Here is a 15,694-nt window from a genome sequence, read left to right on the forward strand (position 1 = left end):
ATAAATGAGAGACTGGCCCGCGGTCGAGACGGAACGCAGCATGTCGAAAGCAAAAGCGCCCGAGGGCACGAGGATATACGCCATCGGCGACATCCATGGCCGCGCCGATCTTCTCGCCCGACTGGCGCAGCGGATCGACGCCGATCTATCGGCGCGTCCGGTCCGGGACGCGCTCACCGTCTTTGTCGGGGACTATGTCGATCGCGGCCTCGACTCGCGCGGCGTGGTCGAGCGTCTGGCTCGGTCGGATTTTCCGACGCGCATCGTGACGCTGCGCGGCAATCACGAGGACGCCATGCTGCGCTTCCTCGACGACGCGCCGTCATTGCCGCAATGGGTCAGTTTCGGCGGGCTGATGACGCTCGTCTCCTACGGCCTCGATCCCGGCGATGAAATGCGGCGCGGCGGGGCACGGGGGGTTCAGGCGGCTTTTCTCGCGCGGTTTCCCGACTCACATCGCCGCTTTCTGGAAGAGACGGCCTATTCAGCAGAATATGGAGACTATTTCTTCTGCCACGCCGGCGTGCGGCCGCATGTGCCGCTCGAACGGCAGGACCCTGGCGATCTGATGTGGATTCGCTACGAGTTTCTTCAATACAAGGGCGATTTCGGCAAAGTGATCGTCCACGGCCATACGCCGCATATGAAGCCGGAAAGCCTCGAGAACCGGATCAATCTGGACACGCATGCTTTCAAGAGCGGCGTGCTGACGGCCGTCGCGCTCGAGGGCGAGGAGCGGCGTTTCATCAACACCGCGCATTAGGCGCCCTCTCCAGCGGTCTCCCGCTTCGCCTGCTCAGCCAATCTCGCCAAAGGCGCGCCTTCGGCGAGCGCCGCGACGATCGCCGCCTCCACCGCTTTGGCGTCCATCCCATAGCGTCCCCGTAAATAGGCCTGATCGCCGACGATCGTCGGAAATGCGTCGCAGAGCGCAATGCTTCTGAAGAAGCTTGCGCGCACGCCGGCCGTGATCAGCGTTTCGGCGACGGCCCCTTTGAGCCCGCCGATGCGGCTGTGTTCTTCGATCGTCACAATGCCGCCGGTTTCGCGCGCCGCCGCGAGGATCGCCGCCTCGTCGAGCGGCTTGACCGTATGCATGGCCTCGATCCGGCAGTCGACGCCCTGCGCCGCAAGACGCTCGGCGGCGACAAGCGCCTCCCGCAGGATCGCGCCCGTCGCGATGAGGGTGACGTCGGCGCCGTCGCGCACGCGGCGCGCCTTGCCCAGATGCGCGCGCTCGCCGTCTCGCCGCGCGACGCCCCCGGCGTCCTTGTCGATGCGCAGATAGGCGGGACCCTTCGTCCGGGCGAGATCGCGGACGAGGTCCTGCGCCTCCCATGTCTCGGTCGGCGCCACGACGCGCATATTCGGCAGCGCGCGCATGATCGCGAGGTCTTCGGTCGCGAAATGCGACATCCCGAGCGGCCCGTAGGAAAAGCCGCCGCCGACCGCGACGATCGTCACGTCGCAATTATGGTAGCAGACGTCGTTTCGAACCTGTTCGAGGCAGCGCAACGTCGGGAAATTGGCGATCGAATAGGTATAGACGCGCCAGCCCGACAGCGCCATGCCGCAGGCGATGGACGTCATGTTCTGCTCGGCGACGCCGGCGTTGAGAAACTGGTTGGGGAAACGCGCGGCGAATCTGTCGATGACGCCGAAACCCAGATCGCCAGTAATGAGCATGACGCGCGGATCATCCGCGGCGATCTCCGTCAAGGTCTCGATGAAGGCGTCACGCATCGGCGCTCTCCAGCTCGGCGATCGCCGCCTCGAATTGCGCGCCGACCGGGGCGCGATAATGCCAGGCCACCTCGTTCTCCATGAAGGAAACCCCCTTGCCCTTCGTCGTATGGGCGATGACGAGGCTCGGTCGTCCCTGTGCAAACGGCAGGCGGTCGAAGGCGGCGAGAAGTTGCGGGTGGTCATGCCCGTCGACTTCTGCGATCGACCAGCCGAAGGCCCGCCATTTGTCGGCAAAGGGCTCGAGCGCCAGCGTCTCGGCGACGGAGGCGAGGCTTTGCAGCTTGTTGTAGTCGATGACGGCGACGAGGTTGTCGAGCTTGTGATGCGCCGCAAACATCGCGGCTTCCCAGGTCGAGCCCTCGTCGCATTCGCCGTCCGAGAGCAGGGCGACGGCGCGCCACCTCTCACCCGCGCGCTTCGCCGCCAGCGCCATGCCGGTCGCGACGTTCAGCCCATGCCCGAGCGCGCCGGTCGAAAGCTCCACGCCCGGCACGCCCTTGTGCGACACATGGCCGGAGAAGATCGAGCCGTTTTGGTAGTGCTGATCGAGAAGCGAGGGGTCGAAGAAGCCTGTTTCCGCCAGCGCCGCATAGACCGCCGCGCCCGCGTGGCCCTTGGAAAGCACGAAGCGATCGCGGTCGGGCTTTCTGGGATTTGCGGGATCGACGTCGAGGGCCGCGCCATACAGCGTCGCCACAATGTCGGCGATGGAAAGCGCCGAGCCGACATGCGAGCTTCTCCCGCGACTGGTCATCCGGACGACGTCGAGGCGGATGCGCTTGGCGAGCGCGACCGTGTCGAAGTTTCGGGGCAAAGGCATAGGGTCTCCGCGCTTGGAATCGTACGAAAGAAAAGTCTCGCTCAAGCTTGTTTAGAAAGCGTTAGCCATGTCGCCTTCGAGCGCGAAGGCGTTTTCGACATGGCGCGGCAATCCGCCGGGCGCGATGAAGATCGCGTCGGCGCGCAGCGTATAGCCGGCCGCCCAGGGGTGGGTCGCGCGCCAGCGATTCGCGGCGCGGCGGAAGCGCCGCTGCTTTTGCGGCGTGATGGCGATCGCGGCGTCTTCGAACGCCCCGCGCGCCTTCACTTCAACGAAGGCGATCGTTCGCCCTCGCTGCGCGACGATGTCGATCTCGCCGCCGTGCACGCGGTAATTGCGATCGAGTATCGTATAGAGGCGCGCGCGCAGCCACAGGGTCGCGAGGGTCTCGGCTCGGAGCCCATAGGCGTAGGCGGCGCGGCGTCTGTCCATGCGCCTTAAGCTTAACCCTGACGCGTCGCGCCGTCTAAGGCCCTCTCGCACAAAGCGGGGGAGGAAGGGGCTTTATTTCCCCTTCTCCGCCGCCAGTTGCAGGGCCCGCGCATAGACCTGCCGGCGTGGCTGGCCGGTCGCCGCCGAGACGACGCTGGCCGCGTCTTTCACGGAATAGGAGCCGAGCGCCTCGCCGATCCTGGCATCGAGATCGGCCTCGGCCAGGGCGGTTGCGCCTTCCTCGGGAGGCGCGACGAGCAGGACGATCTCGCCTCTCGGCGGCTCTTCATGTGCGAGCGCCTCCGACAATTCGTCGAGGCGTCCCCGGCGCACCGACTCGTACATCTTGGTGAGTTCGCGGGCGATGGCGGCGTCGCGTGGGCCGAGCACGGCGACGCAGTCGGCCAGCGTCTCGGCGAGGCGGCGGGGACTTTCGAAAAACACCAGCGTGCCCGGCACCGGCGCAAGTTCCGCGAGCCGAGCGCGGCGGGGCCCGCTTTTATGGGGCAGGAAGCCCTCGAAAAAGAACCGGTCGGTCGGCAGGCCGGCGACGACGAGCGCCGCCAGAACGGCTGAAGGGCCGGGCACCGAGGTCACGTGCACGCCCTTCTCGAGGGCCTCCTGCACCAGCTTGAAGCCGGGATCGGAAACGAGCGGCGTGCCGGCGTCGGAGACGAGCGCCAGCGTCGCCCCCGACTCGAGCCGCGCGAGCAGGTGGGGGCGAATCAGCCGGGCGTTGTGCTCGTGATAGGCGACGAGCGGCGTCGCTATGCCGTAATGGGCGAGAAGCGTCTTGGTGACGCGCGTATCCTCGGCGATCACGGCGTCGGCGGCGGCGAGCGTCGCGAGCGCGCGGAAAGAGATGTCCTTCAGATTGCCGATGGGCGTCGCCACGACGTGAAGTCCCGGCTCCAGTCTTTCCGCCTCGGCGCGCAAGCCGAAGGCCGTGTAGCCCGCGGCGGGCAAGGGGGCCTCTTCGCTGGCCATGGATAGATCGCTCCTTGTGTCGTTCGTTTTGTCGATCGATCGTTCGGAATATGGAACAGACAGAGCCGCCCCGGCAAGGCCTCAAATTTTGCCCAGAAAGGGTCTATTGACTTTCGGTTCTGGAAACGGACCCTATGCGTAGCTTAACGCGCGCCGAGGCTCGTTTGGCGCGCGCGGAGGGGGTTAATCTGGATGAATATTTACCCGGCAGGCCTTTCTGGCGTCTTTAAGCGCATCCGCAACTGGGGCCTCCTGGCTGGCGTTGCGGCGCTGGCGCTCGCGGCCTGCAATCCCGCCGGCATGCGGGGCGCGAAGAATCTGAATGTCGGGGCGCCGGGCTCCGCCGGTCAGGTCGCCGTCGCCGACGCCAGCGAGCGGATCGGAGACGGGGCCGTCAAGGTCGCGCTCATCGTGCCGCTTACCGGACCGAACGGGCCGTCAGCGGTCGGCGCGTCGTTGCGCAACGCGGCGAAGCTCGCCTACGCCGACAGCGGGACGAGCGACGTCACTATTCTGGTAAAGGACGACAACTCCACCCCGGCGGGCGCCGCCGCGGCCGCGCAGGCGGCGATCAACGAGGGGGCGGAGATCATTCTCGGCCCGGTCTTCGCGCCGGACGTGCGGGAGGTCGGACGCGTCGCGCGCGGGGCGGGCAAGCCCGTCATCGCCTTTTCGACCGACACCTCGGCGGCCGGGCGCGGCAATTATCTGCTGTCCTTCCTCGTCGAGGGGCATGTCGACCGCGGCCTCGCCTACGCGGCCCAGAAGGGCAAGAAATCCGTCGCGGCGCTGGTGCCGGAGAACGACTATGGCACGCTCGCCATGGCTCAGTTCCAGCAGAGCGCCGCCAACGCAGGCCTGCGCGTGCCGCTGATCGAGCGCTATAAGCCGGGCGCGGCTGGCGAATCCGTTCAGCGCCTGGCGGCCGCCCGCGACCAGTTCGACGCGCTGTTTATTCCCGAGCAGGCCGACGCCATGACCGCCCTGTCGAAGGATCTCGCCGCGAACGGGCTCGATTCGAAGAAAGTGCAGATCATCGGCACGGGCCTGTGGAATGATTCGCGCACCTTGGGCCTGCAGGCTCTGCAGGGGGCCTGGTTCACGGCGCCCGAGAACGCTGGCTTCAACGCTTTCGCGCAGCGCTACAAGGCGAAATTCGGCTCGGAGCCGGCGCGTATCGCCACCCTTGCCTATGACGCCGTGTCGCTCGCCATCGCGCTGTCGCGCTCGCAGGGATCGCAGCGCTATTCCGAGAACGTGCTGACCAACCCTTCCGGCTTCAACGGCGCCGACGGCGTCTTCCGTTTCAAGCCCGACGGCACCAATGAGCGCGGCCTGTCCATTCTGGAGATCGGCGGCGGCTCGGCCAAGATCATCTCGCCGGCGCCGCGGAATTTCACCGGGAACGGCGCTTGATCGGCCGCGATCTGTAGCTTTCCTCTCTGCGGGGTCCGTGTGTCGTCACGCCCCGCGCCCCTCACCCCAACCCTCTCCCCGCTCGCGGAGAGAGGGAGAAGGCGGCCAGGACCTTTTTCACTTTGCGGGAGCAGAACCCTCTCCCCGCTCGCGGGGAGAGGGCAGGGTGAGGGGCCGGGAGGCTGAGCCGCGACGTTAGACGGATGTCGGGCCTCTTAGCTGCCCCGCGGTCCGCGTCAGGGATGTCGCGGGGTCGGGGTGTCATCACGCCCCGCGCCCCTCACCCCAACCCTCTCCCCGCTTGCGGGGAGAGGGAGAAGGCCGGCCAGAACCTTCTCCACTTCGGGTGAGCAGAACCCTCTCCCCGCTCGCGGGGAGAGGGCAGGGTGAGGGGCCGGGAGGCTGAGCCGCGACGTTAGACGGATGTCCGGGCCTCTTCGCGGTCCCGCGGTCCGCGTCGGGGATGTCGCGGGGTCCGGGGCGTCATCACGCCCCGCGCCCCTCACCCCAACCCTCTCCCCGCTTGCGGGGAGAGGGAGAAGGCCGGCCAGAACCTTCTCCACTTCGGGTGAGCAGAACCCTCTCCCCGCTCGCGGGGAGAGGGCAGGGTGAGGGGCCGGGAGGCTGAGCCGCGACGTTAGACGTATGTCCGGCCTCTTCGCGGTCCGGCGGTCCGCGTCAGGCATGTCGCGGGGTCCGTGTGTCGTCACGCCCCGCGCCCCTCACCCCAACCCTCTCCCCGCTTGCGGGGAGAGGGAGAAGGCGGCCAGGACCACCTCCTGCTTCAGGCGACAGGGAGCGGTAGCCATCTTCCCGGAGTGGAGGAGAGTCGAGTCCCGGGATTTCGTCTCCCGACTGTTTCCGCTCCGCCAAAAAGAAACGGCGCCCGTGGGCGCCGCTTCCGGTCTTGGTCCGGGAGAAGACCAGTCCTTAATAGTTGTAAGCGCGCTCGCCGTGGTCCGCGATGTCGAGGCCTTCGCGCTCCTGTTCGGGCGCCGGGCGCAGACCGACGATGATATCCACGACCTTGTAGAGGATCGCCGAACCGATCCCGGAGAAGAGCAGGGTCGCGACGACGGCGGTGGCCTGCGCCTTCATCTGGGCCGCCATGTCATATGTGCCCGCGAAGCTCTCGAGGTTCGTATAGTCGGTGATGCCGACGCCGCCGAAGGCGGGATTGACGAGCAGGCCGGTCGCCAGCGCGCCGGTGATGCCGCCAATGCAGTGCACGCCAAACACGTCGAGCGCGTCGTCATAGCCGAGCTTGTGCTTAACGAACTCGACGAAGAACAGGCAGATCGGCGAAACCGCGAGGCCGAGGATGATCGAGCCCATCGGGCCGGCGTAGCCCGAGGCGGGCGTGACGGCGACGAGGCCAGCGACCGCGCCGGTGATCAGGCCGAGCAGCGAGGGCTTGCCCTTGACCAGCCACTCCGTGAGCATCCAGGAGAGGCCCGCCGCGGCGGTGGCGACCATGGTGTTGACGAAGGCGAGGCCAGTCACGCCATTGGCTTCGAGGTTGGAGCCGGCGTTGAAGCCGAACCAGCCGACCCACAGCAGCGAGGCGCCGACCATCGACAGCGTCAGCGAGTGGGGCGCCAGGATTTCCCTGCCGTAGCCGATGCGCTTGCCGACCATGATGGCGCCGACGAGGCCCGCGATGCCCGCATTGATGTGGACGACCGTGCCGCCCGCGAAGTCGAGCGCGCCCTTGCCGGCGAGCCACCCGACGTTGCCGGCGATCTCGTCGATCTTCGCCTGCGCGGCGGCCTTGGCGGTTTCGTCGCCCGCGGCGGCGAGCTGCGTCGCCGCGTCGACGAGCGCGTTGGGATCGGCCACGCCCCACACCCAATGGGCGATCGGGAAGTAAATGAAGGTGACCCAGAGCGCCACGAAGAGCAGAACCGCCGAGAATTTGATGCGCTCGGCGAAGGCGCCGACGATCAGCGCCGGCGTGATCATCGCGAAGGTCATCTGGAAGGCGAAGTAGACATATTCCGGAATGACCTTGCCGGGCGTGAACGTCGGCGAGTTGCTGGAGGCGGTGACGCCCTTCAGGAACAGCTTGTTGAAGCCGCCGATGTAATGGTTCAGTCCGCCGCCGTCGCCGAAGGCCAGCGAATAGCCGTAGATCGACCAGATGATGCCGACGAGGCAGACGATGGCGAAGGTCTGCGTCAGGATCGACAGCATGTTCTTCGTGCGCACCAGGCCGCCGTAGAACAGCGCCAGACCGGGAACGGACATCATCAGCACAAGCAGCGTCGACGTCAGCATCCAGGCGACGTCGCCCGGGTGCGGCGTGGGATCGTTGCCGGCGAAAGCCGGCCCCGCCAGCGCGATCAGCGCCGCTCCCGCGAGGATCGAAGCCGCAGACGCGCTTCGAGGCATGAGAAGTTTCATGTGGAGGCTCCAGAATGGACGGGGAGGGGGCGGATCAGAGCGCGTCGGCGTCGGATTCGCCGGTGCGGATGCGAATGGCCCGCTCGAGGGGGCTCACGAAGATCTTGCCGTCGCCGATTTGTCCCGTGCGGGCCGTGGCGGTGATCGTTTCGACGACCTTGTCGACGACACTGGCGCCCACCGCGACCTCGATCTTGAGCTTCGGCAAGAAACTAATGGCGTATTCAGCCCCGCGATAGATTTCCGTGTGCCCCTTCTGCCGTCCGTAGCCCTTGACTTCCGTCACGGTGAGGCCGTGCACGCCGATATTCGTCAGCGCGTCGCGGACCTCATCGAGCTTGAACGGCTTGATGATCGCTGTCACGATTTTCATCTGCCAATCCTGTTTTGTTATCGACCCCTTGGACGGGCGCCGCTTCTGCGCAAAGCGGGACGCCGCAGCGGCGCGGTCGTTGGAGAGAGCACGTCACGTGCTCGCGCCCTTCGCCTTCAAATGCCATGCCACCCGTCCTCCCCGCTGGAAAACCAACGGATTTGCGGGCATTGAGCGTCGAGAGGGGGAACTCGACGCGGGCCTCCCGGCCCGGGCGTGAGCGTCGAAATCATCAGGCGAGTCATTGCCCTCGCCACTGTGCTTGCTTTGGAAATAGGCGGGGCCTGGCTGTTTACTTTTTGCGCCTAGGATTTAAGCAGGCGCCTAAAGTTTAGTGCGCAGGCGAATGAGGCCTTCCTGGGCCACAGAGGCGAGCAAGCGCCCGTCGCGCGCATAGATCTTTCCGAAGGTTAGGCCGCGAGCATGAGCGGCGGCCGGACTTTCCTGCACATACAGCAGCCAGCCGTCGACGCGCGGGGCCTCGTGAATCCAGAGCGCGTGATCCAGGCTCGCGACCTGAATCAAGGGATCGAAAATATTGCGGCCGTGGACGGCGAGCGCCGTATTGAGCAGCGTCATGTCTGAAAGAAAGGCAAGCAGCGCCGCGTGAACCGCCTCGTCCTCGGGCAACGGGCCCCGCACCCGGAACCAGATCAACTGCCCGGCGCGGCTGGCCGACAGCAGCGTTTCCGGCGCGACGACGCGCATGTCGAGCGCGCTCGCCCGTTGCATCCAGGGCTCGGAGGGCGTGGGCAGAAAGGCGCGAAAGCGCTCCACCAGCTCGTTGATCGGCTCGAGACTTTCAGGGGTGGGCGCCTGCGGCATCTCAGCGGCGTGGGCGAGACCCGGCTCGCGCAGTTGAAAGGAGGCTTCGAGCGAGAAGATCGTACGTCCGCGCTGCGCGGCCACGCAGCGCCGCGTGGTGAAGCTGCGTCCGTCGCGGATGCGCTCGACGGTATAATCTATCGGAATTTGGGGATCGCCCGCGAGCACGAAATAGGCGTGCAGCGAATGCGCCGGACGGTCGGCGGGCACGGTCCGCGTCGCGGCGACAAGCGCCTGCGCCACAACCTGTCCGCCGTAAAGGTGATGGCCCGCCGAGACCGGACTATGGCCTCGAAAGCGGTCCGCGCCGAGAGTTTCGAGGTCCAAAAGCGCGAGAAGCTCGCGCGCAGGCGCGTCACCCATGCCGATCCGCCTTTCTCCGAGCCGCAAGCGCCCGCTCGGAGCACGCTTTCCGGTTTGACGCCTTTCCTTACGCGGCTCTGATCCTGCTCGGTCGCAAAGCTCTAGTCAATCTGGCGCGCCTCTTCGGGCAGCATGATTGGGATGCCGTCGCGGATCGGGTAGGCGAGCCGGGCGGAGCGCGAAATCAGCTCCTGCCGATTGCGGTCATAATCCAGCGACGTCTTTGTCAACGGGCAGACGAGAATCTCCAGCAGCCGCGGGTCGACTTTCGTCCCCTCGGGGGCTTTGTTCTCCGCGGCCTCGTCGCCGGCCGGGATGCTATCGTTCATCGTAGAGTCCTTTTGTTGTGGTCAATGCCATTGTTGCCCTTCGCCTTCGCGTTGCGCCAGATCGAGCTTGGCGAGGGCGACGAGGGTTTCCGCACGGGTCTTCAAATCGATAGCCTCGACCAGCGCCTGCTTTTCATTGGCGCCGAACGGAGACATCATCGCCAGCGCATTGACCAATGTTTCCGTGGGCGCGGCGTCGATGCTGGCCCAATCGATCTCGAGTTTCGAAGATTCGGCGAAGCTGCGCAACATGGCCACCATGCTTTCGCGATCCACGGCGTTTTCGCCGGCGCCAGGCAATAAGTCCGGCTGAAAACCCTCGTAATTGACCTTGAAGCGCCGATAGGGCGTGTGCTCGGTGACTTCTTCGCCGATGCGGAAGCGCGCAACGCCCGTGAGCGTGATGAGATACCGCCCGTCGCCCGTCTCCGCGAAGCGGGTGATGCGGCCGGCGCAGCCGATCTGGAAGAGCCGCGGCGGCGTGGCGCCATTGCCGCTCTGGAGCGGTTGGATCATGCCAATGAGCCGCTCATCCGAGATGGCGGCGTCGATCATCGCGACGTAACGCGGCTCGAAGACGTTGAGCGGGAGTTCGCCGCGCGGCAGGAGCACCGCTCCCGCGAGCGGAAAGACCGGAAGGATTTCCGGCAACTCCCTGATGTCCGTGTAGGGGCAATTCAGGCTCATGTGGGCAGGCGTAACGCCGCTCCCTCTCAAGCGAAGAGCATCGTGGAGAGGCGACGCCGCGCTGCAATCGCGGCCTTGTCCATCGGTCCCCACGCCTCGAAAAACTGGACGAGCTGCTTTCTCGCCCCGTCATCGTTCCAACTACGGTCCCGCCGGATGATTTCAAGAAGCGCATTGGCCGCTTCATCGCGCCGGTCCTTGGCGTTGAGCGCGAGCGCAAGATCGAAATAGGCCTGCAAGTCATTGGGATCAAAAGCGATCCGCGTCTTCAGGTCCTCGATTTCGCCGAGATCCTGCGCGGCCGCGGCGTTTTCGATCGCCGCCAGGGCGGCCGCGACGTCGGTGTCCTTACGGGCTGATTCGGGCAGGCGATCGAGCAGCGCGCGCGCCGGGTCGAGCTGCCCGGCGCCGACATAAAGGCGCGCCAGCATCGCCACGGCCTTGGGGTTGAGCGGCTCCTCATTCGCGAGTTGCGACAAAAGCTCGTGCGCAGCGGCGACGTCGCCGGCCTCGATCAGCGCCTGCGCCGCCTCGAGCGCGTCCGTCGCGTCCTCGATCGGTCCGACGATGCGCTCCAGAAAGCCTTTGATCTGGCTCTCCGGCAAGGCGCCGACGAAGCCGTCGACGGGCCGCCCGCGCTGAAAGGCGACCACGGCCGGGATCGACTTGATGCCGAGCTGGCCGGCGATCTCCGGCTCGTTGTCGATGTTCATCTTGACGAGCAGGGCCTTGCCGCCCGTCGCAGCGACGACCCGTTCGAGCACGGGCGCGAGCTGTTTGCAGGGGCCGCACCAGGGAGCCCAGAAATCAACCAGCACGACAGCGCGCATGGAGGGTTCGAGCACATCCGCGCGAAAACGCTCCACCGTCGTCTCGACGACTTTTGTCGAACCGACCGCCGTATTCGCCAAATCGACCATCCTGCCGCTCCCTTGCCTGATCAGTCGGCCTTTCTGATGAATGTCAGATAGACCGGGCGGCGACCCGCCGCCATCGCTTTGGCCTCATATTTGGTTTGCGTCCAGCCCTCCCAAGGCGTGCGCCAATCTTCGGCCGATTGCGCGCGCCAGCGGAATGCGTCGCAAGCGCGCAGCCGCGCCAGCGTCCAGGCGGCGTAGTCGTCGATGTCCGTCGCAAAGCGCAGTTCGCCGCCCGGCCGCAAGACCCGCGCCAGCCGCGCCAAATTCTCTTCCGAGACGAAACGTCGCTTGCGATGGCGCCGCTTGGGCCAGGGGTCGGGGTAGAAAAGGTAGACCTTCGAGAGACACGCGTCGGGCAGGCGGTCCAGCGCCTCGGCGGCGTCGCCCTGGTAGAGCCGGATATTGTCGACCCCGCGCGCCGCGATGCGGGAGAGCAGCTTGGCCATGCCGTTGACGAAAGGCTCGCAGCCGAGAAAATCGACCTGCGGCTCGCGCGCCGCCGCCTCGATCAGATGCTCGCCGCCGCCGAAGCCGATTTCAAGTCGCGTTTCATGGGCCGGGCGCAGCGGCAGGGGCTGCGACAGATCAAGCGCGAGCCTCGGCAGCAACGTCGCCATCAGATCTGTCTGATGCGGGCGCAGGGCCTTGCCCTTGGAGCGGCCATAGAGCCGGCGCCGCGGCGGATGAGCCTCTTCGGTCATGCTCAGTCGTCAATGAAAGCCAATGGCCGGGACGCGCCCGGCCATTGCGGTGTCAATGGCGCCAACTGGCGTCAGCGGAAATGCGACCGCAGCTGATCGACGAGGTCGGTCTTTTCCCAGGAGAACCCGCCGTCCGCCTCCGGCGCGCGGCCAAAATGGCCATAGGCGGAGGTGCGCGCATAGATCGGGCGGTTGAGCTGGAGATGTTCACGAAGGCCGCGCGGCGTGAGGCGCACCAGTTGCGGCAGGACCGCCTCGAGCTTATCCTCAGGAACCTGTCCCGTGCCATGCAGATCGACATAGATCGACAGCGGCTCGGCGACGCCGATGGCGTAGGCGAGCTGGAGCGTGCAGCGGTCGGCGAGGCCGGCGGCGACGACATTCTTGGCGAGATAGCGGGCGGCATAGGCGGCGGAACGGTCCACCTTGGTGGGGTCCTTGCCCGAGAAGGCGCCGCCGCCATGCGGCGCCGCGCCGCCATAGGTGTCGACGATGATCTTGCGGCCCGTAAGTCCGGTGTCGCCATCCGGGCCGCCGATGAAGAACTTGCCGGTCGGATTGACGTGCCAGACCGTGTTGCTGGTGATCCAGCCCTCCGGGAGCGCCCGGCGAATGTAGGGCTCGGCGATGCGGCGAATGTCGGCCGGGGTCAGGCTCTCGTCGACATGCTGATGTGACAGCACGATCTGCGTCGCCTCGACCGGCTTGCCGTTCTCATAGCGGACCGTGACCTGGCTCTTGGCGTCGGGACCCAGTCCCTTCTCCTCGCCGGAATGGCGCGCCTGGGCGAGCAGCTCCAGAATCTTGTGCGAATAATACAGCGGGGCCGGCATCAGGTCGGGCGTTTCGTTCGTCGCGTAGCCGAACATGATGCCCTGATCGCCGGCGCCCTCGTCCTTATTGCCGCTGGCGTCGACGCCCTGCGCGATGTCGACGGACTGCTCGTGCAGCAGCACCTCGATATTGGCGGTGTTCCAATGGAAGCCGCGCTGCTCGTAGCCGATGGCGCGAATGGCGTTGCGGGCGATCTGGATGATCCGGTCGAAGGAAATATGCGGCCCGCGGACTTCGCCGGCGATGACGACGCGGTTCGTGGTGGCGAGGGTCTCGGCGGCGACGCGGATGGCGTAGGGGTCGATCCCCGCCTTGGCGCCCTCACGGAAGAACTCGTCGACAATCTCGTCTGAAATACGATCACAAACCTTATCAGGATGGCCTTCTGAAACTGACTCGCTGGTGAACAGATAATTTTTCCGGGTCACTTCGAATCTCCCAATGGCCGCGGGCGACGAATTTCGCACGTTTTTGCGATGGTGCGGCTGGTTGATGTGCCAGCCGCCGTTCGTTCCGTCAAGCCAGAAGGGCGCAAAGCGTTCGTTATAGAGAACTCCGTCGCTGAGGCGAAGTCGTTAGACTTCGCTCTCCTCCTGCTCCGAGAGCGTCGTCACCAGGTCGAGGATTCGCTTTCGGACTTTGGGATCCTTGATCCGGGCGAAGGCGCGGTTGAGATGCAGGCCCTCGGCCGTCGAGAGGAAATCGACGACATATTGCGACGACGACTCCTCGGCGAAGCCGACGCCGTCCGCCGGCGTCAGGCTCGGCGCGCCCTCGAAGAAAAACGACGGCGGAACATTCAGGGTCTTGGAGATCTGCTGGAGCCGGCTGGCGCCGATGCGGTTCAGGCCTTTCTCGTATTTCTGGACCTGCTGAAAGGTGAGGCCCAGGGCCTCGCCAAGCTTCTCCTGACTCATCTTCATCAGGATGCGTTGCATGCGTACACGGCTGCCCACGTGACGGTCGATCGGATCTGGCGTCTTCTTCACGTTCAACCACCCTCCTGCCACGTTTTAGCCTAACATGGTTCAAATGCAAACAGAATTAATCGTTTACTGGCCAAAACCGCAAAAAGTTCTTATTCCTCCAGTAGAAACGAAACATAGCGGCGGCCGGACCGCTTATGTTTTTGGCGTTCATCCAGGATTAGCCACTCTCGTTATTTTGAAACCGCTGAACGGCTGCGCTTCTTAAACTCAAGGTAGCTAAAAACATTTTACCCCCGCCACCATCCTCTGGCGGCAAGGGCCAGAATCAGGGCCAACAGGATGGGAAAAACAAAGCCGCCAAGCCGCGCGAAAAACGTCTCCGCGGCGGCGGTCGGCAGACGCCCGTCGACGACGCCCTTCTCGCCGAGCGGGAGCGACTCCAGAACTCGTCCGTAACCGTCAATTATGGCCGAAATTCCAGTATTTGCGACGCGGACGAGCGGCAGACCCTCCTCGATGGCGCGCAGCCGCGCCTGAGCGAAGTGCTGATACGGCCCCGGCGTTCGCCCGAACCAGCCGTCGTTGGTGAGATTGAGCAAAAGCTCGGGCCGCTTCCCGTCCTTGTCGATTGGCGCGGCTTCCCCGGAGAAGATCGCCTCGTAGCAGATCAGCGGCGCGATCCGGGGCAGGCCCGGCGCGACGAGGGCGCGCGGCCCTTGGCCCTGATCCCAAATACCCGGAACAAGGTGCGAGACGCCGAGCGGCCGCAACAGGCCCTCGAGCGGAAGATATTCGCCGAAGGGCACAAGATGCGCCTTGTCATAGAAGGCGAGGACGCGGGCGCCTTGCAAAACCTCGATCGAATTGAAGATTTTCCCGCGACGTCCGTCGCCGTCGCCTTCGACGCGCGCGGCGCCGGTAATAAGGATTTTGCCCTGAAGCGCCCGCGCGATCGCCGAAAGCGCCTGAGGTTCGCGCGAGAGGATGTAGGGAAAGGCCGATTCCGGCCAGATCAGATGGGTGACGTCGGCGATTCCGGTACGGTCCGGCGCCGTCGCGCGGTCGGACAGGCCAAGATAGTCATGCAGAATCTGCGGGCCGTTGTCAGGGCGGAATTTCGCGTCCTGGGGCAGATTGGGCTGCATCAGACGCAGTTTCACCCCGTCGACATATTCAGTCGGATGCGCGCCGAGGCGCAAGGTCCCATAGGCGGTCAGGGCCACGAGCAGCGCCGCGGCCGTCCGCGCCGCTCCGTTGGAGAGAAAACGCTCGCCCGGCCCCCGGTCGACGATGGTCGCCGGCGCCGCGAAGATCAAAATCGCCGCGAGGTCGAGGCCATGCAGACCGATCAGCGCCGCGCCCTGTCCGAGCGGACCCGCCTGCGCGAGCGCCATGCCGAAGTCGTTCCAGGGAAAGCCGGTGAGCATGTGGCCGCGCAGCCATTCGGCGGCGCCGAGGCCGGCGGCGAGCGCGAAAATGCGCAGGCTTCCCGAGGACCAGAGGGCGCGGGCGAAAATGAATCCCAGCGCCGGGAAGAGGGCGAGCGCGGCCGGCAGTCCCAGCACGGCGAGCGGCAGGGCCCAGGCGAACTGGTCCGCCTCCACGAGCATGGCGGCCCCGAGCCACCAGAGGCCGGCGAGGAAATAGCCGAATCCGAGCCACCAGCCTGCGCCGGCGGCGGACAGGAAAGCGCCGCCGCGCAGGCCCGCGCCGCGCCCGGCCGCGCCGTCGAGCAGCCAGACCGCCGTCGTGAGCGGCGCGACCATGGCCGGCGCGAAGTCGAAGGGCGGCAGCGCGAGCGCCCCGACGGCGCCGGCCGTGAAGGCGACCAGGCGCCGCGTCCAGCCGTCGGCCAAAATGATGCGCTCGGGGAGAGAGGTCAGTCCCCCCCGCGCGGCGGTCGATTGCGAAAGTTGAGCCATGGGCGCC

16 protein-coding genes are annotated in these 15,694 nt (G+C 65.9%); 2 read left to right on the top strand and 14 right to left on the bottom strand.

Features of this window, described 5'->3' with window-relative positions; translation table 11 throughout:
• Window positions 1-4 precede the first annotated feature (4 nt).
• Window positions 5-763 carry a metallophosphoesterase family protein gene (locus ACETII_RS15870; protein ID WP_472786136.1) on the top strand — a complete coding sequence of 253 codons (759 nt, stop codon included), beginning with the start codon at window positions 5-7 and terminating at the stop codon, window positions 761-763.
• Here the strand turns inward: ACETII_RS15870 and ACETII_RS15875 are convergent.
• The 4 genes from ACETII_RS15875 to rsmI form a co-directional block, all read right to left on the bottom strand.
• Entirely contained in the window at window positions 760-1,743 is a 984-nt protein-coding gene (locus ACETII_RS15875; RefSeq protein ID WP_472786137.1) for a transketolase family protein, read from the bottom strand. The two genes, ACETII_RS15870 and ACETII_RS15875, sit on opposite strands and share 4 nt — an antisense overlap.
• Window positions 1,736-2,566: a transketolase gene (locus ACETII_RS15880; protein WP_472786138.1), complete on the bottom strand. Its 831-nt coding sequence runs from the start codon at window positions 2,564-2,566 to the stop codon at window positions 1,736-1,738. Before ACETII_RS15880 ends, ACETII_RS15875 begins: the two co-directional genes overlap by 8 nt.
• 51 nt (window positions 2,567-2,617) lie before the next feature.
• Complete coding sequence (locus ACETII_RS15885; protein ID WP_472786139.1) at window positions 2,618-2,998, bottom strand: YraN family protein; 381 nt, start codon at window positions 2,996-2,998, stop codon at window positions 2,618-2,620.
• Window positions 2,999-3,070: 72 nt separating this feature from the next.
• Window positions 3,071-3,985: a 16S rRNA (cytidine(1402)-2'-O)-methyltransferase gene (rsmI, locus tag ACETII_RS15890; RefSeq protein ID WP_363347596.1), complete on the bottom strand. Its 915-nt coding sequence runs from the start codon at window positions 3,983-3,985 to the stop codon at window positions 3,071-3,073.
• 192 nt (window positions 3,986-4,177) lie between these two features.
• Here rsmI and ACETII_RS15895 point away from each other — a divergent pair, with 192 nt between their 5' ends.
• On the top strand, window positions 4,178-5,401 hold the full coding sequence (locus ACETII_RS15895) for a penicillin-binding protein activator (RefSeq protein WP_363347598.1): 1,224 nt from the start codon (window positions 4,178-4,180) through the stop codon (window positions 5,399-5,401).
• Window positions 5,402-6,331: 930 nt separating this feature from the next.
• Here ACETII_RS15895 and ACETII_RS15900 read toward each other — a convergent pair.
• The 10 genes from ACETII_RS15900 to lnt form a co-directional block, all read right to left on the bottom strand.
• A complete protein-coding gene (locus ACETII_RS15900) occupies window positions 6,332-7,804 on the bottom strand; it encodes an ammonium transporter (protein WP_472786140.1) in 1,473 nt (490 codons plus the stop codon).
• Between the two features lie 34 nt (window positions 7,805-7,838).
• Window positions 7,839-8,177, bottom strand: coding sequence for a P-II family nitrogen regulator (locus ACETII_RS15905; RefSeq protein WP_363347602.1), 339 nt, complete (start codon window positions 8,175-8,177; stop codon window positions 7,839-7,841).
• Window positions 8,178-8,501: 324 nt separating this feature from the next.
• Window positions 8,502-9,365, bottom strand: coding sequence for an acyl-CoA thioesterase (locus ACETII_RS15910; protein WP_472786141.1), 864 nt, complete (start codon window positions 9,363-9,365; stop codon window positions 8,502-8,504).
• Between the two features lie 101 nt (window positions 9,366-9,466).
• On the bottom strand, window positions 9,467-9,694 hold the full coding sequence (locus ACETII_RS15915; RefSeq protein WP_472786142.1) for a Trm112 family protein: 228 nt from the start codon (window positions 9,692-9,694) through the stop codon (window positions 9,467-9,469).
• Between the two features lie 21 nt (window positions 9,695-9,715).
• On the bottom strand, window positions 9,716-10,381 hold the full coding sequence (locus tag ACETII_RS15920) for an LON peptidase substrate-binding domain-containing protein (protein ID WP_472786143.1): 666 nt from the start codon (window positions 10,379-10,381) through the stop codon (window positions 9,716-9,718).
• A gap of 26 nt (window positions 10,382-10,407) precedes the next feature.
• Window positions 10,408-11,301 (bottom strand): co-chaperone YbbN, encoded by an 894-nt coding sequence (locus ACETII_RS15925; RefSeq protein ID WP_363347610.1) that lies wholly within the window; start codon window positions 11,299-11,301, stop codon window positions 10,408-10,410.
• 20 nt (window positions 11,302-11,321) lie between these two features.
• Window positions 11,322-12,002 carry a tRNA (guanosine(46)-N7)-methyltransferase TrmB gene (trmB, locus tag ACETII_RS15930; protein WP_472786144.1) on the bottom strand — a complete coding sequence of 227 codons (681 nt, stop codon included), beginning with the start codon at window positions 12,000-12,002 and terminating at the stop codon, window positions 11,322-11,324.
• A gap of 71 nt (window positions 12,003-12,073) precedes the next feature.
• Window positions 12,074-13,264, bottom strand: coding sequence for a methionine adenosyltransferase (gene metK, locus ACETII_RS15935; protein ID WP_363347614.1), 1,191 nt, complete (start codon window positions 13,262-13,264; stop codon window positions 12,074-12,076).
• Between the two features lie 147 nt (window positions 13,265-13,411).
• Window positions 13,412-13,774, bottom strand: coding sequence for a helix-turn-helix domain-containing protein (locus tag ACETII_RS15940; RefSeq protein ID WP_472788179.1), 363 nt, complete (start codon window positions 13,772-13,774; stop codon window positions 13,412-13,414).
• A gap of 278 nt (window positions 13,775-14,052) precedes the next feature.
• Complete coding sequence (lnt, locus tag ACETII_RS15945) at window positions 14,053-15,687, bottom strand: apolipoprotein N-acyltransferase (RefSeq protein WP_472786145.1); 1,635 nt, start codon at window positions 15,685-15,687, stop codon at window positions 14,053-14,055.
• Between the last annotated feature and the right edge of the window lie 7 nt (window positions 15,688-15,694).

This window comes from Methylocystis sp. NC52PC (assembly GCF_055698645.1).

Excerpts from the sequence above, each read along its gene's own strand:
- lnt (WP_472786145.1), bottom strand. The coding sequence starts at position 15,687 with ATGGCTCAACTTTCGCAATCGACCGCCGCGCGGGGGGGACTGACCTCT.
- ACETII_RS15940 (WP_472788179.1), bottom strand. The coding sequence starts at position 13,774 with ATGCAACGCATCCTGATGAAGATGAGTCAGGAGAAGCTTGGCGAGGCC.
- trmB (WP_472786144.1), bottom strand. The coding sequence starts at position 12,002 with ATGACCGAAGAGGCTCATCCGCCGCGGCGCCGGCTCTATGGCCGCTCC.
- rsmI (WP_363347596.1), bottom strand. The coding sequence starts at position 3,985 with ATGGCCAGCGAAGAGGCCCCCTTGCCCGCCGCGGGCTACACGGCCTTC.
- ACETII_RS15885 (WP_472786139.1), bottom strand. The coding sequence starts at position 2,998 with ATGGACAGACGCCGCGCCGCCTACGCCTATGGGCTCCGAGCCGAGACC.
- ACETII_RS15900 (WP_472786140.1), bottom strand. The coding sequence starts at position 7,804 with ATGAAACTTCTCATGCCTCGAAGCGCGTCTGCGGCTTCGATCCTCGCG.
- ACETII_RS15920 (WP_472786143.1), bottom strand. The coding sequence starts at position 10,381 with ATGAGCCTGAATTGCCCCTACACGGACATCAGGGAGTTGCCGGAAATC.
- ACETII_RS15875 (WP_472786137.1), bottom strand. The coding sequence starts at position 1,743 with ATGCGTGACGCCTTCATCGAGACCTTGACGGAGATCGCCGCGGATGAT.
- ACETII_RS15915 (WP_472786142.1), bottom strand. The coding sequence starts at position 9,694 with ATGAACGATAGCATCCCGGCCGGCGACGAGGCCGCGGAGAACAAAGCC.
- ACETII_RS15905 (WP_363347602.1), bottom strand. The coding sequence starts at position 8,177 with ATGAAAATCGTGACAGCGATCATCAAGCCGTTCAAGCTCGATGAGGTC.
- ACETII_RS15895 (WP_363347598.1), top strand. The coding sequence starts at position 4,178 with ATGAATATTTACCCGGCAGGCCTTTCTGGCGTCTTTAAGCGCATCCGC.
- ACETII_RS15870 (WP_472786136.1), top strand. The coding sequence starts at position 5 with ATGAGAGACTGGCCCGCGGTCGAGACGGAACGCAGCATGTCGAAAGCA.
- ACETII_RS15925 (WP_363347610.1), bottom strand. The coding sequence starts at position 11,301 with ATGGTCGATTTGGCGAATACGGCGGTCGGTTCGACAAAAGTCGTCGAG.
- ACETII_RS15880 (WP_472786138.1), bottom strand. The coding sequence starts at position 2,566 with ATGCCTTTGCCCCGAAACTTCGACACGGTCGCGCTCGCCAAGCGCATC.
- ACETII_RS15910 (WP_472786141.1), bottom strand. The coding sequence starts at position 9,365 with ATGGGTGACGCGCCTGCGCGCGAGCTTCTCGCGCTTTTGGACCTCGAA.